Origin of the sequence: Polynucleobacter sp. UK-FUSCHL-C3 (assembly GCF_040409815.1) — a bacterium.
In the GTDB taxonomy this organism is placed as follows: Bacteria; Pseudomonadota; Gammaproteobacteria; order Burkholderiales; family Burkholderiaceae; genus Polynucleobacter.
The window spans coordinates 943278-963401 of record NZ_CP099959.1; the positions used below are offsets into that span (position 1 = coordinate 943278).

At 47.0% G+C, this 20124-nt stretch carries 18 protein-coding genes; 6 read left to right on the forward strand and 12 right to left on the reverse strand.

What is annotated here, in order from left to right; all coding sequences use genetic code 11:
- The first annotated feature begins 1 nt into the window (after position 1).
- Positions 2-976 (forward strand): Hsp33 family molecular chaperone HslO, encoded by a 975-nt coding sequence (locus tag NKE59_RS04735; RefSeq protein WP_353439855.1) that lies wholly within the window; start codon positions 2-4, stop codon positions 974-976.
- A 14-nt stretch (positions 977-990) separates the two neighbouring features.
- Here the strand turns inward: NKE59_RS04735 and ftsB are convergent, their stop codons facing one another.
- Genes ftsB through NKE59_RS04755 form a run of 4 tightly spaced genes read right to left on the reverse strand, consistent with a single transcriptional unit; the run spans position 991 to position 5206 of the window.
- Complete coding sequence (ftsB, locus tag NKE59_RS04740) at positions 991-1311, reverse strand: cell division protein FtsB (protein ID WP_353439857.1); 321 nt, start codon at positions 1309-1311, stop codon at positions 991-993.
- A gap of 12 nt (positions 1312-1323) precedes the next feature.
- Positions 1324-2619 carry a phosphopyruvate hydratase gene (gene eno / locus NKE59_RS04745; RefSeq protein WP_353439858.1) on the reverse strand — a complete coding sequence of 432 codons (1296 nt, stop codon included), beginning with the start codon at positions 2617-2619 and terminating at the stop codon, positions 1324-1326.
- 38 nt (positions 2620-2657) lie between these two features.
- Complete coding sequence (kdsA, locus tag NKE59_RS04750) at positions 2658-3527, reverse strand: 3-deoxy-8-phosphooctulonate synthase (protein ID WP_353439859.1); 870 nt, start codon at positions 3525-3527, stop codon at positions 2658-2660.
- 17 nt (positions 3528-3544) lie between these two features.
- A complete protein-coding gene (locus tag NKE59_RS04755; RefSeq protein WP_353439860.1) occupies positions 3545-5206 on the reverse strand; it encodes a CTP synthase in 1662 nt (553 codons plus the stop codon).
- Positions 5207-5300: 94 nt separating this feature from the next.
- Between NKE59_RS04755 and NKE59_RS04760 the strand changes: the two genes are divergently transcribed.
- Entirely contained in the window at positions 5301-5489 is a 189-nt protein-coding gene (locus NKE59_RS04760; protein WP_353439862.1) for a superinfection immunity protein, read from the forward strand.
- A 96-nt stretch (positions 5490-5585) separates the two neighbouring features.
- Positions 5586-8171 (forward strand): bifunctional aconitate hydratase 2/2-methylisocitrate dehydratase, encoded by a 2586-nt coding sequence (gene acnB, locus NKE59_RS04765; protein ID WP_353439863.1) that lies wholly within the window; start codon positions 5586-5588, stop codon positions 8169-8171.
- A 57-nt stretch (positions 8172-8228) separates the two neighbouring features.
- Here acnB and NKE59_RS04770 read toward each other — a convergent pair whose 3' ends face one another.
- The 6 genes from NKE59_RS04770 to NKE59_RS04795 all read right to left on the reverse strand — a co-directional run bounded on the left by NKE59_RS04770 (position 8229) and on the right by NKE59_RS04795 (position 12991).
- Positions 8229-8402 (reverse strand): hypothetical protein, encoded by a 174-nt coding sequence (locus NKE59_RS04770; protein WP_353439864.1) that lies wholly within the window; start codon positions 8400-8402, stop codon positions 8229-8231.
- A 289-nt stretch (positions 8403-8691) separates the two neighbouring features.
- Positions 8692-9609, reverse strand: a complete 918-nt coding sequence (egtD, locus tag NKE59_RS04775; protein ID WP_353437822.1) for an L-histidine N(alpha)-methyltransferase — start codon at positions 9607-9609, stop codon at positions 8692-8694.
- A gap of 7 nt (positions 9610-9616) precedes the next feature.
- The gene (phnE, locus tag NKE59_RS04780; RefSeq protein WP_353437823.1) at positions 9617-10420 is read right to left on the reverse strand and encodes a phosphonate ABC transporter, permease protein PhnE; all 804 of its coding nucleotides are present in this window, start codon (positions 10418-10420) and stop codon (positions 9617-9619) included.
- Positions 10417-11259 carry an ABC transporter permease gene (locus tag NKE59_RS04785; RefSeq protein ID WP_353437824.1) on the reverse strand — a complete coding sequence of 281 codons (843 nt, stop codon included), beginning with the start codon at positions 11257-11259 and terminating at the stop codon, positions 10417-10419. The genes phnE and NKE59_RS04785 overlap by 4 nt, the downstream gene beginning before the upstream one ends.
- A gap of 6 nt (positions 11260-11265) precedes the next feature.
- Positions 11266-12129 (reverse strand): ATP-binding cassette domain-containing protein, encoded by an 864-nt coding sequence (locus tag NKE59_RS04790; protein ID WP_353437825.1) that lies wholly within the window; start codon positions 12127-12129, stop codon positions 11266-11268.
- 7 nt (positions 12130-12136) lie between these two features.
- Positions 12137-12991 (reverse strand): putative selenate ABC transporter substrate-binding protein, encoded by an 855-nt coding sequence (locus NKE59_RS04795; protein ID WP_353437826.1) that lies wholly within the window; start codon positions 12989-12991, stop codon positions 12137-12139.
- Positions 12992-13142: 151 nt separating this feature from the next.
- On the opposite strand from NKE59_RS04795, the gene NKE59_RS04800 reads away from it, so the two are divergent.
- From NKE59_RS04800 to NKE59_RS04810, 3 genes are read left to right on the forward strand one after another with little or no spacing between them, the layout of a single operon-like run.
- Complete coding sequence (locus NKE59_RS04800) at positions 13143-13790, forward strand: ABC transporter ATP-binding protein (protein ID WP_353437827.1); 648 nt, start codon at positions 13143-13145, stop codon at positions 13788-13790.
- Positions 13790-16327: an FtsX-like permease family protein gene (locus tag NKE59_RS04805; RefSeq protein ID WP_353437828.1), complete on the forward strand. Its 2538-nt coding sequence runs from the start codon at positions 13790-13792 to the stop codon at positions 16325-16327. The genes NKE59_RS04800 and NKE59_RS04805 overlap by 1 nt, the downstream gene beginning before the upstream one ends.
- Positions 16327-17433: a lipocalin-like domain-containing protein gene (locus NKE59_RS04810; RefSeq protein WP_353437829.1), complete on the forward strand. Its 1107-nt coding sequence runs from the start codon at positions 16327-16329 to the stop codon at positions 17431-17433. The genes NKE59_RS04805 and NKE59_RS04810 overlap by 1 nt, the downstream gene beginning before the upstream one ends.
- A 15-nt stretch (positions 17434-17448) precedes the next feature.
- Here NKE59_RS04810 and NKE59_RS04815 read toward each other — a convergent pair whose 3' ends face one another.
- Entirely contained in the window at positions 17449-18564 is a 1116-nt protein-coding gene (locus NKE59_RS04815; protein ID WP_353437830.1) for an SUMF1/EgtB/PvdO family nonheme iron enzyme, read from the reverse strand.
- Between the two features lie 17 nt (positions 18565-18581).
- Positions 18582-20123 carry a glycine betaine ABC transporter substrate-binding protein gene (locus tag NKE59_RS04820; RefSeq protein WP_353437831.1) on the reverse strand — a complete coding sequence of 514 codons (1542 nt, stop codon included), beginning with the start codon at positions 20121-20123 and terminating at the stop codon, positions 18582-18584.
- Position 20124: the final 1 nt, after the last annotated feature.

Sequence of the window (20124 nt, forward strand, 5' to 3'; positions counted from 1 at the left end):
TATGAATGAGCTTTTGGTCTTTGTCTGCGATGGCGCTCCGGTGCGCGGTGAGTTTGTGTCTTTGGGCAGTACTTGGCAAAGTATTGTGGAGCGTCGCAATGATCCTCCCGCGGTGCGCGCTCTCATGGGTGAGTTTGTGGCGGCAGCTACCCTGCTTACTGCCAGTATTAAGCTTGATGGCACATTAATTATTCAGGCGCAGAGTCAGGGTCCGATTCAGTTGTTAGTGGTGGAATGCACTTCGCAACTCGAGGTGCGAGCGACCGTAAAACTTAATCCCAATGTTACCGAGATCCCCGATAACGCCACCTTGGCGGAGTTACTCGATGCCGAAGGGAGTGGACGTCTAGCCATTACCTTAGACCCTAGTGATCGCAAAGCCTCACAAGCTCCCTATCAAGGCATCGTGGCACTAAATCGGCCATCGCCTTCGCATCCCGGTTTACTAGAACCAATTGAGTCGGTCAGCGAGGCCATCATGCTCTATATGCAAAACTCAGAGCAATTGGATACTCACGTATGGTTAGCGTGTGGCCCTGACTCAGTGGGTGGCTTTTTATTACAGCGCCTGCCCGATACAGGGGGTGCCTCGCAATACGACCCTGTGATGATGAGTGAAGGTTGGGAGCGCATCCAGATCTTGGGTAATACGATTACCAATGAGGAATTGTTGACGGTCTCCCCAGAGACCCTCTTGCGCCGCCTCTTTTTAGAAGAGTCCACGCAGTATGGGGTGCGTAGTTTCCCGACTCGTTTAGTACGCTTTGCCTGCCGCTGCTCACGACAACGTGTAGCCGATGTCATTCGGATGCTGGGTCAAGAAGAGGTTGATAGCATCTTGGTTGAGCAAGGAATGGTTGAGACCACCTGCGATTTTTGTGGGATGCAGTACCGCTTTGATCCGGTGGACTGTAAGCAAGCCTTTGCTAGTTCAACCCTTACTGATGCGGTGCGGCCTCCCTCTAAGGGACACTAGCGCCCTACTGTGTTTTATTGCTTTGGGTTAGGTGGCGCAGTGGTAGAACTGGGCCCGCTATTGTCTTTAGGCACGATCTGTACAAAGTACTCGCCCTCTTTGATCATGCCATGCTCTGTACGCGCACGCTCTTCAATGGCTAGCTTTCCTTCTTTGAGATCTTTTACATCTCCGGCTAACTTGTTATTACGTATCTCAAGTGCTGCATTTTTATCTTGCTGGGCCTCAAGCTGGCGCTCGAGCTCATACACCTTGATCCAGCCGCCCTTACCAAACCACAGTGGGTACTGAATAAGGATCAGTAAACCCAGCATGGAATAGATAATCAGGCGCATGCTGTGTTTTGCTTATTTACCTAAATTGCGGAGGTTATAAAACGCAGCCTTACCAGGATAGCTTGCAATGTCTCCCAGATCTTCTTCAATGCGCAAGAGTTGGTTGTACTTCGCAATCCGATCAGAGCGTGAGAGTGAACCCGTTTTGATCTGACCTGCATTAGTGCCTACGGCAATATCTGCAATGGTGCTGTCTTCGGTCTCTCCCGAGCGATGCGAGATCACGGCGGTGTAATTAGCGCGCTTAGCCATCTCAATCGCGGCAAAGGTCTCGGTCAGGGTGCCAATCTGATTGATCTTAATCAGAATTGAATTAGCAATCCCCTTATCAATACCTTCTTTGAGAATGCGCGTGTTGGTCACAAATAGATCATCACCAACCAACTGGATCTTCTGTCCTAATTTTTGGGTGAGGGTCGCCCAACCATCCCAATCTCCCTCGTGCATACCATCTTCAATCGAGACAATGGGGAACTGATCTGCTAGGTTGGCTAAGTAATCAGCAAACTCGGTGGAACTTAGTTGCAAACCTTCTCCAGCCAAATGGTACTTACCATCTTTGTAGAACTCGCTTGCGGCACAATCAAGCGCCAGTAGCACATCGTCACCGGCTTTGTACCCTGCTTTCTCAATGGCACTCAGAATGGTTTGTAAGCATTCTTGATTGCTCTTGAAGTTCGGTGCAAAGCCACCTTCGTCACCAACCGAGGTCGGCATATCTTTATCGTGTAGGATTTTCTTGAGCGCATGAAATATTTCTGCACCACAGCGCAGTGCTTCCCGAAAACTTTCAGCACCCACGGGCATGATCATGAACTCTTGAATATCGAGACTGTTGTTGGCATGCGCCCCACCATTCACAATATTCATCATTGGTACGGGGAGTTGCATGGCACCTGATCCACCAAAATAGCGATACAGGGGTAAGCCGGCCTCTTCTGCTGCAGCACGAGCAACAGCCATAGATACCGCTAGGGTGGCATTGGCTCCCAACCCGGCTTTGTTGTGGGTACCATCTAGATCATTAAGGGTGCGATCCAAGAAGGCTTGTTCGGTCGCATCGAGGCCCATGATGGTCTCTGCAATTTTGGTATTGATGTTCTCAACCGCTTTGAGTACGCCCTTACCTAAGTAGCGCTCTTGATTCCCATCGCGCAGCTCGATAGCCTCGCGTGATCCAGTGGAAGCACCCGATGGTACGGCTGCTCTACCCATGACGCCTGACTCTAGCAATACATCGCACTCCACCGTGGGGTTTCCTCTGGAATCTAAGATCTCTCTTCCAATAATGTCAACGATGGCACTCATGTAATCTCCTCAATAAATGGTCTTAGAACTCGATCGCACTACGAGTAATTTGCAAAGCGATCTTCTAAAAATAGGTTGTTCTGTTTAACACTAGCATCAATGGCCTTTAAGGATGCCAAGAGCTCTTTCAGATGTTCTAGGGGTACAGCGTTCGGTCCGTCCGATAGCGCTTTAGCAGGATTGGGGTGGGTCTCCATAAATAAGCCACTAATACCAACCGCTACCGCTGCTCTAGCAAGTACGGGGACAAACTCGCGTTGTCCACCGCTACTACTTCCTTGACCGCCTGGTAATTGCACCGAGTGGGTAGCATCAAAAACCACGGGGGCTTTTGTGCTGCGCATGATCGCGAGACTTCTCATATCCGAGACCAAGTTGTTGTACCCAAAACTAGCGCCGCGCTCGCAGACCATAAATTGATCGGGAAGATTTTTCTCTTGGGCCGCCGCTCTGGCTTTATCGATCACATTGTTCATCTCGTAAGGAGATAAGAACTGACCCTTCTTGATGTTCACAGGCTTACCGCTTTGCGCCACCGCTGTAATGAAATTAGTTTGGCGACACAGAAATGCGGGGGTTTGCAGAACATCGACCACCGCTGCTACCGAGGAGACATCGCTAATGTCGTGCACATCGGTGAGGATTGGCACCCCAATTTGTTTCTTTACCTTTGCCAAGATCTCTAAACCTTTATCCATGCCTAAGCCGCGAAAGGATGAACCCGACGAGCGATTGGCTTTGTCAAAGGATGATTTATAAATTAATGGAATATCCAGTTCTGCGCAGATCGTCTTAATCTGCCCTGCGGTATCGATCGAGAACTGTTCTGACTCGATCACACATGGTCCTGCAATCAGAAAGAATGGTTGATCTAAGCCAATATCAAAGCCGCAGAGTTTTTTAAACATGATGGATGCGTGTTGGATTAAGCAGCAACTGCGGTTTTGGATTGTTGGCGCGCGAGTGCTGCGCGGATGAATGCCAAGAAAAGGGGGTGTCCATCACGCGGTGTGGAAGTGAACTCGGGGTGGAACTGCACCCCAAAGAACCATGGATGCATGCTCTGCGGTAACTCCATCATCTCAGGAAGATCCTCGGTTGGAGTACGCGCTGAGATGATCATGCCTGCCTTCTCTAATTTAGGTGCGTAGATATTGTTGACCTCATAGCGATGGCGGTGACGTTCGTTCACTTCATTGCCATAGATGCTGTGCGCTAAGGTGTTTGCTTTCACGGGGCAACGCTGCGATCCTAAGCGCATGGTGCCGCCTAGATCAGAATCGGCTGCCCGCTTCTCAATCTTGCCTTCGCGATCAAGCCATTCGGTAATAAGCGCAACCACGGGATTGGGGGTCTCTGGATCAAACTCGGTACTGTTCGCTGCCTCTATCTTGGCAACGTGGCGGGCAAACTCAATCACAGCCAGTTGCATCCCTAAGCAAATACCGAGATAAGGAACTGCGTTCTCACGCGCGTATTGAATCGCTTTGATCTTGCCCTCGGTGCCGCGCTTACCAAAGCCTCCAGGTACTAAGATGGCATTAAGATCGTGCAAGCACTCGAGATTACCTTGCTCTAAGCGCTCGGAGTCGATATACCGAATATTGATCTTGGTGTGATTATGAATACCTGCATGCCGTAAGGCTTCGATTAATGATTTATAGGACTCAGTAAGGTCCACATACTTACCCACCATGCCAATGGTGACCTCGTGCTGTGGGTTCTCCATCTCGTAGACCAAGTGGGTCCACATCGCAAGATCAGCAGGCTTGGCTTGGATGTTGAGCTCTTTGCAGATCAACTCATCCATGCCCTGTGCTTGCAACATCTCTGGAATCTTATAAATGGTGTCGACATCCCAGACCGAGATCACTGCTTCTTCACGCACATTGGAGAAGAGCGAGATCTTGGCGCGTTCATCTTCTGGAATGCGTCGATCGGCACGACAGAGTAATACGGTTGGCAAGATACCAATCTCACGTAGCTTTTGTACCGAGTGTTGGGTTGGTTTCGTTTTCAGCTCCCCGGCACTTTGTATCCATGGCACAAGAGTTAAATGCACAAAGGCACAGTCGCCTTTTGGCAGACGCAAGCTCATTTGGCGCGCAGCTTCTAGAAATGGGAGTGACTCAATATCACCAACAGTGCCACCGATCTCACAGATTGCAACATCGGCTTTACCATCGTGACTAGCCTTTGCACCCCGCTCCACAAAAGCTTGTATCTCATTGGTAATGTGTGGAATGACCTGCACGGTCTTACCCAGATACTCGCCGCGACGTTCCTTCCGAATCACCGACTCATAGATCTGACCGGTGGTGAAGTTATTGCTCTTGCGCATCTTGGCGCTCACAAAACGTTCGTAGTGTCCAAGATCGAGATCGGTCTCGGCGCCGTCTTCGGTCACAAAGACCTCGCCATGCTGAAACGGACTCATGGTTCCAGGGTCTACATTGATGTAGGGGTCTAATTTTAGGAGGGTGACTTTCAGGCCGCGGGATTCAAGAATCGCGGCAAGCGAGGCGGCTGCAATTCCTTTCCCGAGGGAAGAAACTACACCACCAGTGACAAAAACGTATTTGGTCATCGCTTAACGTCTGTTGGTAATACGCAATTATAGCGATAGCGGCGCATCTGTCTAAAAAAAGATGATTCGGGCTTGCCCTAGGTAGAATCAATGGATGCGATTTCTAGCCGCCTTACTGATCACCCTACTAACCCTCTTTTACCTGCTCCCTACAGCGGTTGCGGTTTATCGTAAGCGCGCCAATACGGGGGCGATCTTTGCCCTAAACCTCTTTTTAGGCTGGTCTTTGCTGGGTTGGGTAGTTGCCTTGGTTTGGGCCTTAAAGCACGAAGAAATCCTCTAAATGCACCCGGTTTAGGGGTATTTTGGCTGGATTGCCTGTCAGTAAAGTTTTACAATATAGCCTACTCTTTTAGGCTCATTTCTGATCAGGAAACCCATGTTAGACGCATATCAAACCCATGTTGCTGAACGTGCCGCACAAGGCATCCCCGCACTTCCGCTTACCAAAGACCAAACTACTGAACTCCTTAAATTACTGCTTAATCCTCCCAAGGGTTTAGAAGCAGAACTCGTAGAACTCATTAGTTATAGAGTACCTGCTGGTGTTGATGAGGCGGCCAAGGTCAAGGCAGAGTTTTTGGATTCTGTTGCCAAAGGGAAGATTGCTTCTCCATTGATCTCCAAGGTCAAGGCAACGGAGTTACTGGGTACGATGCTCGGTGGTTACAACATCAAACCGCTGGTTGAACTTTTAGAAGACAAAGACTGTGCCGCGGCAGCTACGGAGGCATTGAAAAAGACCTTATTGATGTTTGATTACTTCAATGATGTCAATGACTTAGCCAACAAAGGTAATGCAAATGCCAAGGCTCTAATCCAGAGTTGGGCCAATGCCGAATGGTTTACTAGTCGCCCCGCTGTCCCAGAATCCATGACCCTGACGGTCTTTAAGGTCACCGGTGAGACCAATACCGATGATCTATCCCCTGCACCCGATGCGTGGAGCCGTCCCGATATTCCCCTGCATGCCACCATCATGCTCAAGAACCCCCGTCCTGGCATTGAGCCCGATGAAGCTGGTGTGCGCGGTCCCATGAAACAAATTGAGGCCTTGAAACAAAAAGGTCATCAGATCGCCTATGTGGGTGATGTAGTGGGTACCGGTTCTTCTCGCAAGTCAGCGACCAACTCGGTCTTGTGGTGGACCGGCCAAGATATTCCCTTTGTTCCAAATAAGCGCTTTGGTGGAGTCTGTTTGGGTAGCAAGATTGCACCAATCTTCTTTAACACCATGGAAGATGCGGGCGCTCTGCCAATTGAGCTTGATGTCAATCAAATGAACATGGGCGATGTGATTGAACTGCGCCCTTACGAGGGCAAGGTTTATAAAAATGGTGCGGTGATTACCGACTTCGCATTGAAGTCCCCAGTGATTTTGGATGAAGTACGTGCTGGTGGTCGTATTCCTCTCATCGTGGGTCGTGGTCTAACTGCGAAAGCGCGTGCGTCTTTAGGTCTGCCTGCATCCACCGAGTTCCGTGTTCCCATTAGTCCTCCTAATAATAAGAAGGGCTTTAGCTTGGCACAGAAGATGGTCGGTCGTGCCTGTGGATTACCAGAGGGTCAAGGTGTTCGTCCTGGTACCTATTGCGAACCCCATATGACCACGGTCGGCTCACAAGATACCACCGGTCCGATGACCCGTGATGAGTTGAAAGATCTTGCGTGTTTAGGGTTCTCGGCAGATCTCGTGATGCAATCCTTCTGCCACACCTCGGCCTATCCCAAGCCCGTTGATATTCGCACGCACCATGAGTTGCCTGCGTTTATGACCAATCGCGGTGGCGTTGCCCTACGTCCGGGTGATGGTGTGATCCACAGTTGGTTAAATCGTTTATTACTTCCTGATACCTGTGGCACTGGTGGCGATAGTCATACGCGCTTCCCCATTGGCATCTCCTTTCCTGCAGGCTCAGGTCTCGTTGCCTTTGCAGCCGCAACCGGTGTGATGCCCTTGGATATGCCAGAGTCAGTATTGATTCGGTTTAAGGGCAAGATGCAGCCCGGTATTACCTTGCGTGATTTAGTCAACGCAATACCGCTCTATGCCATTAAGCGCGGTCTTCTCACCGTTGAGAAAAAAGGTAAGAAGAATGTGTTCTCAGGTCGGATCCTCGAGATTGAAGGATTGCCTGATCTCAAGGTGGAACAAGCCTTTGAACTGTCCGATGCCTCGGCTGAGCGTTCTGCTGGTGGATGCACTGTGCATCTCAATAAAGAACCCATCATCGAGTACATGCGTTCTAACATCACCTTGATGAAGTGGATGATTGCGAATGGTTATGAAGATAAGCGCACCCTCACCCGTCGCATTAAAGCGATGGAGTCGTGGATTGCTAATCCACAATTACTCAAGGCTGATGCCGATGCCGATTATTTCGAGGTCATTGAGATCGACATGAACGAGATCAAAGAGCCCATCTTGGCTTGCCCCAATGATCCTGACGATGTGAAGTTCTTGTCGGAAGTACAGGGTGACAAGATTGATGAGGTGTTCATTGGTTCGTGCATGACCAATATTGGTCACTTCCGTGCTGCTGGCAAGATCTTAGAAGGTAAGACCGATATCCCAACGCGTTTATGGATTGCACCACCTACGAAGATGGACGCGATGATCCTCACAGAAGAAGGCTATTACGGTATCTTGGGGCGCACAGGTGCTCGCATGGAAACTCCAGGTTGTTCTTTGTGTATGGGCAACCAAGCGCAGATGCGTAAAGGTGCTTCTGCGGTATCCACATCGACACGTAACTTCCCGAATCGTTTAGGAATCGATACGCGTGTTTATCTTGCTTCAGCAGAACTTGCTGCCGTAGCTGCCCTCCTTGGCAGAATCCCAACTATGGCAGAGTATCTTGAGCAAGTGCAATCGCTTAATGCCAAAGCCGATGATGTCTATCGCTACATGAACTTTGACAAGATCAAAGACTTTAGTAGTGTGGCGGATACGGTTAGTGTGTAAGTAATAGGCCTCTGTAATGCAAAAGCCCAAGGTTTTAGGCCTTGGGCTTTTTTTATTCTAGTTCTTACTGCTTAGCTGACCATTTAAAACATCAATGCAAGACTGCATGTTGAGCTTGCTTCCTGCGTTTGTGAAGTAGCCAGGCGCTATGGATTCTGGTGACGACCAAAATTGGCCAAAGCAAAGCGCAAAGCGCGACCCAAAAAATACGACTTTCAAATGGGTTGTCATCTGAGGTCCTCGCCTTGTGAGGACCCTCGCTAAACAAGTGCCGCTGTGAATACGTTACAAACCCAAAACATGCTCCAAAGAGTATAAAAAGGGTGATAAAAGTTGTGTCGTTCATCATGTTTACCTCACATAAGTTGAGTAAAGTAATTATTACACCAAAATCTGTAAAAATTAAGTTACCCAAGTTTTGTTTGATAGGTAAATAGGGCTATTTTTAATGCAGTGCAAAATAATTAGCCAGTGGCTTTAGGCAGCTATTGAGCCTAAGATGCTTTAAGCCATTTAGGCCTCATGCAAAACTAGCAAAACAGACCATGAAGTTCTGGTTTTGATCAGTCCAAGAGACTACTTTCTGAAAACCGGCCTTCTTCAATAGGTCTTGGAAACCTGCCTGAGTGTATTTATAGCTATTTTCGGTATGGATGGTCTCACCCTTACAAAACTCAGCCAAATGACCATCCCAGCTAACCGTGACGTCTCGCTTGGCTCGTAAATGCATTTCAATGCGAGATGCTTGTTCATTAAAAAAGGAGTCATGCTCCCAATCTTCTAAACAAAAATTAGTGCCGATTAAACGGTTAATGTGTAATAAGACATTGCAATTAAATGCCGCCGTAATACCCAGTGAATCGTTGTAAGCGCGATGTAATACTTCTCTATTCTTAACAAGGTCCACCCCAATTAGCAGACCACCACTGCCATTTAATAATTGAGCGATACCTTGCAAAAATAGATGGGCTTCCTTGGGATCAAAATTACCGATCGATGATCCTGGGTAGAAAAATATCTTCTTCTGGGCAGCGATATCAGGTAACTGAATTGCTTGCGATAGATCGCATGCTTGGGCGATCATGGCAATGTTAGGAAATTGTTTTTGTAGATTAGCAATTGCTGTATCAAGGAACGTTTTTGAGATATCCAATGCCCAATATTGTTTTGGCTGCAAACTTTCAAATAAAGCGCTTGCCTTAGCGCAGTTCCCAGCGCCTAGGTCAACTAAGGCATCGCAATCCCCCACTGCCGCTGATATCTCGTGGATGTAACGCGACATAATGTGCGCCTCGGTGCGAGTTGGATAGTACTCATCGAGCAAGGTAATGGCTTCAAATAACTTAGAGCCGAGTTCGTCATAAAAGAACTTCGGGGCAATATGCGCCGGCTTCGCTTGTAAACCAATGGTGAGCTCTTGTAGGATTAAGGGGTTCATAGTGGGGTTAGCGTGACATCAGGCGTTGCGCGACGTATGACATGGTATCAACCAGAACGACTAATAGAATGATGGCAATCAATATGCTGCTGGTCTCTTGCATCTGAAATAGTCCCATATGAAAAGCAAGCATTTGTCCTAAGCCACCGCCGCCCACAACGCCTAATACAGCAGCCGCACGAATATTGTTCTCCCAGCGATAAAGCGTGTAAGACATGAGTTGTGGAATGATAGTGGGTAAGGTGGCATATAAAAATACTTGGCTCTCTGAAGCGCCCTGAACCCGCAGTGCCTGCGCTGCACCTTGCGGTGCGTTCTCAATCGACTCCGAGAACAAACGACCGAGCACTCCCGTGGTGTGAAGTGCTAATGCTAACGTACCAGCGAATGGTCCTAGACCAGCCGATATAAGAATTAGAGCGGCCCACACTAGCTCGGGTATTGAGCGTAGACCGTTTAGTACTAAGCGACACAAAAAGCGCCAATGCGCAGGATCATTAGCATGGCTTTTACTAGCTGGTATTGCAAGCAGTAAGCCAAAGAACGCTGCCAAGATAGTGCCAACTGCCGACATCGCAAGAGTCTCTAGCCCAGCGATCCAAAGTTTATGTAAAAAGATTGCTCGTAGGTCCGGCGATAGTAGTTCACCTAAAAACCGACCCATACGCTTAGCGCTATCTACTGAAAATAAGCGGCCCAACTGAAGATCAAGGGTCCAAAAACTAAGGATGGTTAATAGCACTAAGCCTAGTGTGACCCAGCACACTGAGCAGTTCCACCGAAACCATGGGTTTGCTTGAGGGTTAATCATTGCATGACCTTTCTGAGCCATGCACTTAATAGATCTGCTAGGCCAACTAGGAGCATAAAGACGATCAGAATGGTTGCTACTTCGCCGCCATTAAACATACGCATGGAGTTATCCAGTTGCTGCCCTAGGCCCCCTGCTCCGACAAATCCCAGTACTGCAGATGCACGAATGGCGCACTCCCAGCGATATACGGTGTAACTAGTTAGTTCGGTTGAGTTCTGTGGCAAGACTCCGTAAAAGAATGCCTGCAATCGGCTAGAGCCATTACGCATTAAATTAGTAGCCACGTGGTGCTCACCGCTCTCTAAGATCTCGGTATAGACCTTGCCAAGCATTCCTGAGTACGTTAGACCAATTGCTAAGACCCCAGCAGCTGGTCCAAGACCTACGACCCTCACAAATACTAGAGCCCAAATTAACTCGGGGACGCTGCGCAGGATGATTAAGATCCAGCGGATTACTTGACGCACGGCAAAAGGGAGAAGATGCATTCGTCCCGATAGGGATGAGATTGATAACACTCGTGTTGAGATCAATGTCATTGGGATCGCAAGCACTAGTGCCAGAAATGTACCGGCGGTGGCTATTGCAATCGTTCGCCAGGCCTCTTTAGCAATCAGTAATAAAAACTCTGGATTGGTCTGGGGAGGAAAAAAATCAGCTAGAAATTTGGAGCTTACTTTGAGGTTCTCGGGTTCAAGCAAAATCCAAGGCCTAAACTCGGTTGCTACGAATGCCGGTACCAAAAGAATAAGCAGCGCAATGAACCAAAATAGTCGACCGGTCCAGGCCGGGTCTCTGAGCGCGGGGTTACTAGGCTGAACTAGAGTTGCAGTCACCACTGATCACCGACAATGAATAATCTTAACTGGGGCTGGCTCAGGCGGGCTATCTGGTAAGACCGGCGCATTTTGGTACAGCTCGTGTTCGTGTTGTCTATACAGATCTGCCAATAGTTCCTTACTGACCTCACTGCTAGGCAGATCAAAGACTAATTTCCCATCACGCAAACCGATGACACGAGGAAATTTGCTGGTTGCTACATCCACCTGATGCAAGCTCGTAATTAATGTAATCCCATGATCTTTGGCATGTGTAATCAAACTATCCATCGCCTGTCGTGCTCGGGTTGGATCTAAGGCTGAGAGCGGCTCATCAATTAACCAGATCTTTGCGGGAGACAGTAAGGCACGCGCCAAGCCAACCCGTTGGCGCTCTCCGCCAGAGAGTCGGTCTACCCGTTGCCAAAGCTTATCGGCAAGGTCAAATTGCGCAAGAGCCTCACTAGCTTCTTTACTATCCCTGGGATAGATCAGACTAGTTAGGCTTACGAAGAAAGATTGTCTTGGTAATTTGGCTGCAAGTAAGGCAGTAATAACGCGTTGTCTTGGAGGTAATGGCGGGGTTTGCGGTGCAAAAAAAAGATTGCCTCGTAGCTCTTGTAGTTTACGAGTAGCTAGCTCCCAAACAGACTGATGGTTCAGTAAGACCTTTCCAGACTTTACTTTTAAAGCGGCGGCAATAACTAATAAAAGGCTTGTTTTGCCTGATCCAGATGGGCCGATGACTGCTACATGCTCGCCTGGCTCTATAGATAAACTAAGCCCCTGAATCGCTGGGGGAGCTTGCGCAGTCGCTGCAGGATGATAAGCAGTGACGTCGCTAAGCTCGATGCCAAAGTCCTTACGAGCAGAGAGTTGGTTTGGCACGTCGTGATTAACGAATCAAGCCAGCACTACGTCCTGCGTTCTCCAAACCTTTATAGTTTTCGGGTTTTGTGGGGATGTATTTCGTAGCCCGATTGAGGGTCAAGATTTCTTTACCCTCTGGATTGTTCATATTGAGGTTGAGAAGCGCTGCTGTGATTTTCTCGCGCAGAGGAGCGGGCATATCTGCGTGTACTGACCAGTTGTAATTAAAGTAAGGGGGCGTTGTATAAAATACATCGACCTTGGTGGTGTCAACCTTATTTTCTGAAACAAATTTACGCCATACCGTTATATCAAGTGCTGCCGCATCCACTCGACCGCTTACAACCGCTGCAATAGTTGCGTCGTGTGCTCCCGAATAGGCCACCCGTTTAAAGTCTTTGTCCGGATCGATTCCAGCCTCTAACAAAAATGAGCGTGGCATTAAATGACCAGAGGTACTTGATTGGGAACCAAAGCTTACTTGCTTTCCTTTTAAATCAGTAAGGCGTTTAATCCCAGAATTTGTTTGGGTGATGAACACTGAACGAAAGCTAGTATCTTCTTCACGCTGTGCAATTGGAATGATCTTTCCGCCTGAGCGGATTTGAGCCTGAACATATGTGAAGCCACCGAACCATACCAACTCTACTTGCTTATTAACAAGCGCTTCTACGGCAGCAGGATAGTCATTAACAGGTACAAAATCGACCTTCATTCCTACTGTACGTTCTAAATACTTAGTCAAGGGGCCAAATTTGCGGATTTGCTCGGTTGCCGCCTCTTCAGGGATCGTTGTCACGCGTAATACAGTTTGCGCGCTAAGGCTAATTGAAGTACTAAATAGTAAAAAGCAAAGAATGGCTTTTAAATAATGTGACATATTTTTGTACCTTATTAATGAATGGATAGGAAAATTGTATAGAGAATTAAGAGAATGCGTACGCCTGCCAAAATTCTTGGTGGATCCCATAAATAGCAAGAGAATGTAACAATACGAACATGTTCTTTATTCTTCAACGTAAGACTTTTTAATGATCTTACTTCAAGCTGAGGGGATCTCTCGTCGAGTCTCAGCCGATCGCTGGCTGTTTCGAGACCTCAATATCGCCCTTGCTGCTGGCGAGCAACTTGCGCTTCAGGGTGCCTCTGGGGTGGGTAAGTCGACGCTGCTAAATCTCTTAGCGGGGCTAGATCAACCCGACGAGGGTCGGTTGTTATTTGAGGGTAAAGATTTCAAAACAATGGGGGCAAATGAGCAACTCTATCTTCGCCGTACTGCCTTCGGTTTCGTTTTTCAGGCTTTCCATTTAATGCCACATCTCAATGCTCTACAAAATGTAATGGTGCCCTGTTTGATCGCTGGGGTGCCCCTTGACCAAGCAAAAAATCGTGCACAGGTACTTTTAAGCGAACTGGGTCTGGCTGCTACGTATGAACAATTTCCAGCCGTTTTATCTGGGGGCGAACAACAACGAATAGCCCTTGCACGAGCTTTGGTCCATCGCCCTAAAGTTGTTCTGGCGGACGAACCAACGGGTAACCTAGACCCAGTAACTGCTAATCTCGCCTTAGAGCTTTTGTGTCGTACTTGTCGTGAGCATAATGCCGCCTTAGTAATGGTGACTCATTCAGAAAAAGCAGCTGAGCGCTTAGATCGGCGTTTGTTTTTAACAAACTAATGCTGTTTTATTGGTTACTATCATCTGCCTTTAGGGCACAGCCAGGCCGCTGGTTGATAGCGGCACTTGCCGTTGCTTTGGGTATTGCACTGGCAGTCGCCATTCATACAGTCAATCGCTCGGCTCTCAGTGAATTTAGCCGCGCCTTAGATTTAGTCAATGGTCAGGCTTCGGCCCAAATCATCATGCCTACCGGCGAATTCTCGGACCAGCTATATGACCAAATTGTTACATATCAAACCGAGCTTGGAATCCGCGCAATCAGTCCAGTTTTAGAACGCAATACTGCACAAATTCGTGTACTCGGAATTGATATTTTTCAAGCGGGTCGTGTATCACCTTCTTTGATGCCGTTTGTTTCTGAAAATCAACAGCAACAACTCTTTTCAGAGGACGCCATCTTTTTATCGGCTGCCGCAATGCAAAAGTTACAACTATCAGTTGGCGACCTCATTACGCTCGATTACGAAGGCAAGGCTGTTCGATTCAAGGTTGCTGGTACTGTGCCGGGTGCAATTGGCCAAGCGATTGCTGTGATGGACTTGGGGACGCTTCAGTGGCGTTTAGGAGGGCTTGGTAAGATTAGTCGCATCGATGTACAGCTTCAAGATGGTAAGGGGGTCGAGGAAGTAGCTAATGCTCTCCAGAAATTAAATCTTGGCGTACGGTTAATCAGCTCTCAAGAGCGTGATCGGCGCGTTTCAAATTTATCGCGCGCATACCGTGTTAACTTAAATGTCTTAGCGCTAGTTGCCCTCTTTACCGGTGCATTTTTGGTCTTTACGACCATTAGCTTTTCCGTATTACGACAACAATCCCAACTGGCACTTCTCAGTATCTTAGGCGCAAGCTCTCAGTGGATATTTTCTCTAGTTCTTGCGCAGGCTGCAGGTATTTCTGCTTTGGGAGGTTTATTCGGTATTGGCTTGGGGCTTACTGTCGCATTTGTCTTACTTAATGTTTTAGGCGGTGATTTAGGAGGAGGTTATTTCTCTGGCACAGTACCGCCCATTGAGATTGATCCCTTAGCTCTTTTTGGCTTTTGGATTCTTGCCATTGCAGTTGGTTTATTAGCTGCTTACTTTCCAGCAAAAGCTGCAACATCAAGACGGCCTACTGAACAATTGAGAGCGGGCTCTGCTGAACGCGTATTGCGACCTGTTATGCATCATCGCATTGCTATTATCTTGAGCCTCGCTAGCTTCGTTCTAGCATTTATGCCTGCTATTAATGAACTTCCCCTAGCTGCATATGCTTCGATTGCATGTTTATTATTTGCGGGCTTAGCGCTTATTCCATGGTTAGTTCAGTATTGTTTTTTAAGTCTCGTAAATAGTTTATCTCGTTGGCAAAAGCAACCATCGTCCCTCATATTTGCAATCTGGCGCTTGGCGCACGCTCCGGCTAACGCTGCAGGACTAATTGCGGGTGTTGTTGCTGCTCTCGCGCTTACCGTAGCCATGGTGGTGATGGTTGCTAGTTTTCGAGATTCGATGACCCAGTGGCTTGACCAAGTATTGCCAGCAGATTTATATGCAAACTTTAAACAGCTAAATTTAGGCGATGAGTTTCTGAAGAACCCTAATTATTTAGCTAGCCTTGAGAAGGTTCCGGGTATTGAACGGTATGAACTAAACGTACAACGTAAGGTCCTTTTTCAATCTGATCGGCCTGAAGTAACCTTAATCGCTAGACCAATCCAGCAGGGTCGAGAAGCGCAAACGCTTCCTTTAATTGGACCGATCTACCCACTAAGTGCTTTATCTGATCAGTCATCCTTACCGATGGTCTATGTCTCTGAAGCAATGGTTGATTTTTATGACTGGCGTCCCGGTACGATTCAGACACTGCCGGCATTTAATGAACGGCATGGCTCCCAAAAAGTATGGGTTGCAGGGATTTTTCGAGACTATGGTCGACAGCATGGTGCGCTGGTTATCGATCTTGGCATATACCAATTGATGAGCGGTGATCAACAGTATTCAGGTATCGCCATTTGGTTGGTCAATCAAGCCGATCCGGCCGCAGTTCTTAATACGCTTCGAACTGCCATTCCACAGTTTCGCGATCAAGAGTTTATGAATCGCAGTGACCTTCGGGCCCTATCGTTAAGAATCTTTGATCGAAGTTTTGCCCTAACATATGCTCTGGAGATTGCCGCCCTTCTTGTGGCACTTTTTGCAGTAGCGACAGGATTTGCAGGTCAAGCCCTACTTCGTCAGAAAGAATATGCCCTGGTGTACTACCTCGGTCAATCAACTACTCAGCGAATGGCCTGGATTAGTACAGAATCAGGCCTATTGTTAGGCTTAGCTGTTATTTGGGGAACTCTATTGGGTTTATTAATGAGCCAGATATTAATCCATCGCATCAACCCACAATCCTTTCATTGGACGATGGATACAAGCGTACCGTACTTTGCTTTGATTGTTCTTATGCTCGCTTTAATTAGCTCAGGTATTGCAGCAGCCTTATTGGCTTCAAAGCATAATTTAAACCCAGCAAATTTAATAACTGCATTACGAGAGGAATGGTAATGCACCATCGTAAACGTCGTTATTTTATGCAGGCATTAGCAATATCTTGTGCTCTACCTGTTTCTCAATGGGCAAATTCTTCAGTGGCCTATCCACCGGTTCGTCCAAGAAAATTAATATTCCCACGAGATCACGGTGCACACCCAGAATTTAGAACCGAATGGTGGTATCTCACTGGTTGGCTTGGCTCAGGTGAAAATGCTATAGGTTTTCAGATTACCTTCTTTCGTAGTCGAACCCAACATTCACCGGATAACCCAAGTCGTTTTGCGCCTACCCAGCTCCTATTTGCGCATGCTGCCTTGGCCATTCCGGAAGAAAGAAAATTACGCCATGCGGATGTCGCAGGACGAGTTGGCACTGCGGGTGCTGTATTTGACACTGCTGATACAAAATTACGATTAGCTAATTGGACAATGGAGAGGACTATAAATGATCGCTATCAATTTGATATTCCAGCAGATACATTCACGATACGTTTAGAAGCTACTCCTTCACAAACGCCTGTTTTAAGAGGCAATCAAGGTTTTTCTGCCAAAGGCCCTAGCCCTGATCTCGCTAGTTATTACTACAGCCGTCCTCAGCTGAATGTAACAGCACAAATTGAGATTAAAGACAAATCATCAAAAGGCAAGCAGGCCTCTCTTCTTAAACGTTCTGGGATTGGCTGGTTTGATCACGAATGGTCGAGTAGCTTACTAATGCCAGGTGCAGTTGGATGGGATTGGATTGGGATAAATCTTCTTAATGGAGGAAGCATCATGGCCTTTCGGATACGAGATCAGGCAGGCAAGGCTTTGTTCAGTGAGTGGGATCGACGTGATCAAACTGGTCGGGTTCTGGAACGTCACTCAAATGCTATTTGGGAGGCGGTGGACCAATGGAGTTCGCCACGATCCCTTGCAAACTACCCAAAAGGCTTTTTAATTCGGGTGGGTAATCAAGAGTTTCGATTACAAACCCTTATGCAAGATCAGGAGGTAGATGCTCGCGCTAGCACGGGTGGGTTTTACTATGAGGGGGCAGTTGAAATGAGTCAGAACCAAGTTGTTATTGGCCGAGGCTATCTAGAATTAACTGGGTATAGTCAGGCAGTCACATTGTGACTTTTTTTAGAGCATTTAAAGACGGCAAACCCGAAAGCCGCTAAAGATGTCATTTCGCTTTGTTTGATAGAAGTTCCGAAATCCTAAACGGCGCATGCGCTCCACTGTAAATGGACTCCAACCCTTTAACACTTGGTATGTACCATCAAACCAGGGTTGTGAATAATCAAGATATGGGTCTGGTGTAAATCCTGCAAAGGGTAAAAATGGACTACTGGTCCATTCCCACAAATCTGATGCCTGCCAGTCATTAGGGTTTGTTGCCATGAGTAAGATGAGCTCAGCCTCTGTAGGTAGGCGAAGATGTTGCTGGGTGGCATATTCCACAGCGTCTTCATAATGAATATGGCGTACAGCTTGCTGATCATCCATCACACGCCATTGGTCATAAAAGCGTTCATACCAAACCCCGCCTTCTTGCTTCCAATGTTTTGGCAACGCTTGGCTACCCTTTGCTAAGACAAACTCACGATATTGTTCATTGGAGACCGCTGAGCTTGATATCGCAAATGGCTCTACAGTCAGAGGGTGTTGCCATTTCTCATTGTCAAATATGAACCCTTGCTGAGTGGACGATCCTAGAGTCATATCAGTTTTTGAAAACTCAATGAACTTTTTATTAAAGACTGTCTTGGTTGAAACACTGTATGGCTCAAAAGGCATGGGATATTCAAGTGACTGCCACATAATGGCAAATGCTTCGTTATGCATATCGTAATGATGAATCACTAACTGTATAAAGTAGGCATCTTCGTCACTTAAGGGTTTACTGAGAAGCTCGCTTGTTTTATTGCATACCTCGTTGTTATACCGTAACAAACTTTCAATCGATAGAGGTGGAATGCTCCAGCGATCTGCATGCGCTACGGTTGATGAATTAAATAACGCATCTGAATCTCTATACAAAGATGGATATTCTTGACGACCCTTGCGATGAATCCAAAACTCATGGAACCAAGTAATGTGCGCAAACTCCCAATACGGTGGATTAAGAGTTGCTTGTTGTGGAACGAGCTCTTTTCCTGGGGCAAGCCCTTCAATTATTTTACGAGTCAGCGCATTTGCACTATTAATCCACTCTCGCAGCTGCTGAGCCGTTGGGTGGGGAGAATACTGACAATGATCAGACATTATTAATCAATGAATAATTAGGCTCGAGAGCGCGCCACAAAGCGCGCATAGAGGCTGATAAGAGCTTGTATCAAAGTAGCAAAAATTGCGGCTGGTATTGCTCCAGCAAGCATCGTCTGCGTATTATTGGTCGCCAATCCTTGCGCTATCCTCTCACCATAACCCCCTGCTCCCACAAATGCTGCGATGGTGGCTGTACCCGTTGCAGTAATAGCAGCAATTTTGATTCCACTAACAATGCTAGGGATGGCTGCAGGTAACTCAATTTTTACTAAACAGACCCATCGATTAGCCCCTAAAGCTCTGGCAGACTCACGTAATGATGGATTAACTGTTAGCAAGCCTGTATTAGTATTCTCAATGATTGGGAGTAAGGCATAAAGTGATAATGCAGTGATTGCTGGTAGCGGGCCAATCGTTTGAAAAATTGTGATCAGGAAAGCCAGTAATGCAAGAGATGGGATCGTTTGGAAAATTCCGGATACATACAACATTGGATTACCTACTGAGGGATTGCAGAAGGTCAAAATCCCCAGCGGGATGCCAATGATCATGGCAATGAACAATGACAAAAAGACCAATATAGAATGCTCATAACTTAGACGCAAAAAATCTGGCCCAAATAATTGCTTCATAAATGAAAGAGGCTCAGAAGATATTTGCTCTTTGATGATAAACGATTGGGCGGTACTGGAAAAGGTTAACCCTTGCACCTCCACTTCAGCGTTCATATTTCGCATCTCTATTTGCGAAATCTTCTGCGATAAACCCTCTAAGGCCAATAAGGCATTAGGCTTATCTTTAAAACTCTCTATACGATAAAGCAAAACGGCTTCATACGAGGGGAAAAATCGTTGGTTATCTATGAGGAGGACAATCTTTTCATTACTGAGTTGCGCATCGGTGGTGTATGCATCGATTAAATCGACCTGTTTCTTTTCTAGAGCGGAATAACTAAGGCCATGATCCAGTCCCTTAGCGCTCAGGTTTGAAAGGCCATAAATTTTCTGAATGGAAGGCCATCCGTCTGGTCTACCCAGAAACTCATGTGAAAAGCCAATCTTTAGGCTTGGATGTTTTGCAAGATCCGCAATTGTTGTGATCCCAAGCTGCATTGCCCGATCTTTTCTCATTGCTAGGGCATAGGAGTTTTGAAAGCCCAGAAATACACCCGCCTGTATTTTGAATGGAAGTAATCTTTTGTTGATCTGCTCCAAAGAGAGGGTGCCGTCCTCTTTTAAAATCTCCTTGGTAATCGTGCCAAGATATTCTGGATAGACATCGATATTGCCTTGTATGAGTGCACTAAACAGAATGGTTGTATTACCAAGCCCTAATTTGGTTTTAATCTCGTAATCCGTGTTATTTTTTAGGGTCTGCGCAATAATCTCAGCCAAGATATACGACTCTGTAAAGCGCTTACTGGCTACAGTCACAGTTTCTGTTTTTTTTCCAACGCTCTCTGCATTTGATATTTGCGCAAAGCAAATAAAGAGGCTAATCAGGGTGAACAGATAGTTTTTAAATTTCCTAGCGATTGGGCTCCCCAGAAAGTTCATC

What these genes read in the sequence shown, in the direction of transcription:
- ftsB (WP_353439857.1), bottom strand. Translation starts at nt 1,311, where the DNA reads ATGCGCCTGATTATCTATTCCATGCTGGGTTTACTGATCCTTATTCAG.
- NKE59_RS04795 (WP_353437826.1), bottom strand. Translation starts at nt 12,991, where the DNA reads ATGTCACATTATTTAAAAGCCATTCTTTGCTTTTTACTATTTAGTACT.
- NKE59_RS04815 (WP_353437830.1), bottom strand. Translation starts at nt 18,564, where the DNA reads ATGTCTGATCATTGTCAGTATTCTCCCCACCCAACGGCTCAGCAGCTG.
- NKE59_RS04760 (WP_353439862.1), top strand. Translation starts at nt 5,301, where the DNA reads ATGCGATTTCTAGCCGCCTTACTGATCACCCTACTAACCCTCTTTTAC.
- NKE59_RS04805 (WP_353437828.1), top strand. Translation starts at nt 13,790, where the DNA reads ATGCTGTTTTATTGGTTACTATCATCTGCCTTTAGGGCACAGCCAGGC.
- egtD (WP_353437822.1), bottom strand. Translation starts at nt 9,609, where the DNA reads ATGAACCCCTTAATCCTACAAGAGCTCACCATTGGTTTACAAGCGAAG.
- NKE59_RS04810 (WP_353437829.1), top strand. Translation starts at nt 16,327, where the DNA reads ATGCACCATCGTAAACGTCGTTATTTTATGCAGGCATTAGCAATATCT.
- kdsA (WP_353439859.1), bottom strand. Translation starts at nt 3,527, where the DNA reads ATGTTTAAAAAACTCTGCGGCTTTGATATTGGCTTAGATCAACCATTC.
- acnB (WP_353439863.1), top strand. Translation starts at nt 5,586, where the DNA reads ATGTTAGACGCATATCAAACCCATGTTGCTGAACGTGCCGCACAAGGC.
- phnE (WP_353437823.1), bottom strand. Translation starts at nt 10,420, where the DNA reads ATGATTAACCCTCAAGCAAACCCATGGTTTCGGTGGAACTGCTCAGTG.
- NKE59_RS04770 (WP_353439864.1), bottom strand. Translation starts at nt 8,402, where the DNA reads ATGACAACCCATTTGAAAGTCGTATTTTTTGGGTCGCGCTTTGCGCTT.
- NKE59_RS04735 (WP_353439855.1), top strand. Translation starts at nt 2, where the DNA reads ATGAATGAGCTTTTGGTCTTTGTCTGCGATGGCGCTCCGGTGCGCGGT.
- NKE59_RS04800 (WP_353437827.1), top strand. Translation starts at nt 13,143, where the DNA reads ATGATCTTACTTCAAGCTGAGGGGATCTCTCGTCGAGTCTCAGCCGAT.
- NKE59_RS04755 (WP_353439860.1), bottom strand. Translation starts at nt 5,206, where the DNA reads ATGACCAAATACGTTTTTGTCACTGGTGGTGTAGTTTCTTCCCTCGGG.
- eno (WP_353439858.1), bottom strand. Translation starts at nt 2,619, where the DNA reads ATGAGTGCCATCGTTGACATTATTGGAAGAGAGATCTTAGATTCCAGA.
- NKE59_RS04820 (WP_353437831.1), bottom strand. Translation starts at nt 20,123, where the DNA reads ATGAACTTTCTGGGGAGCCCAATCGCTAGGAAATTTAAAAACTATCTG.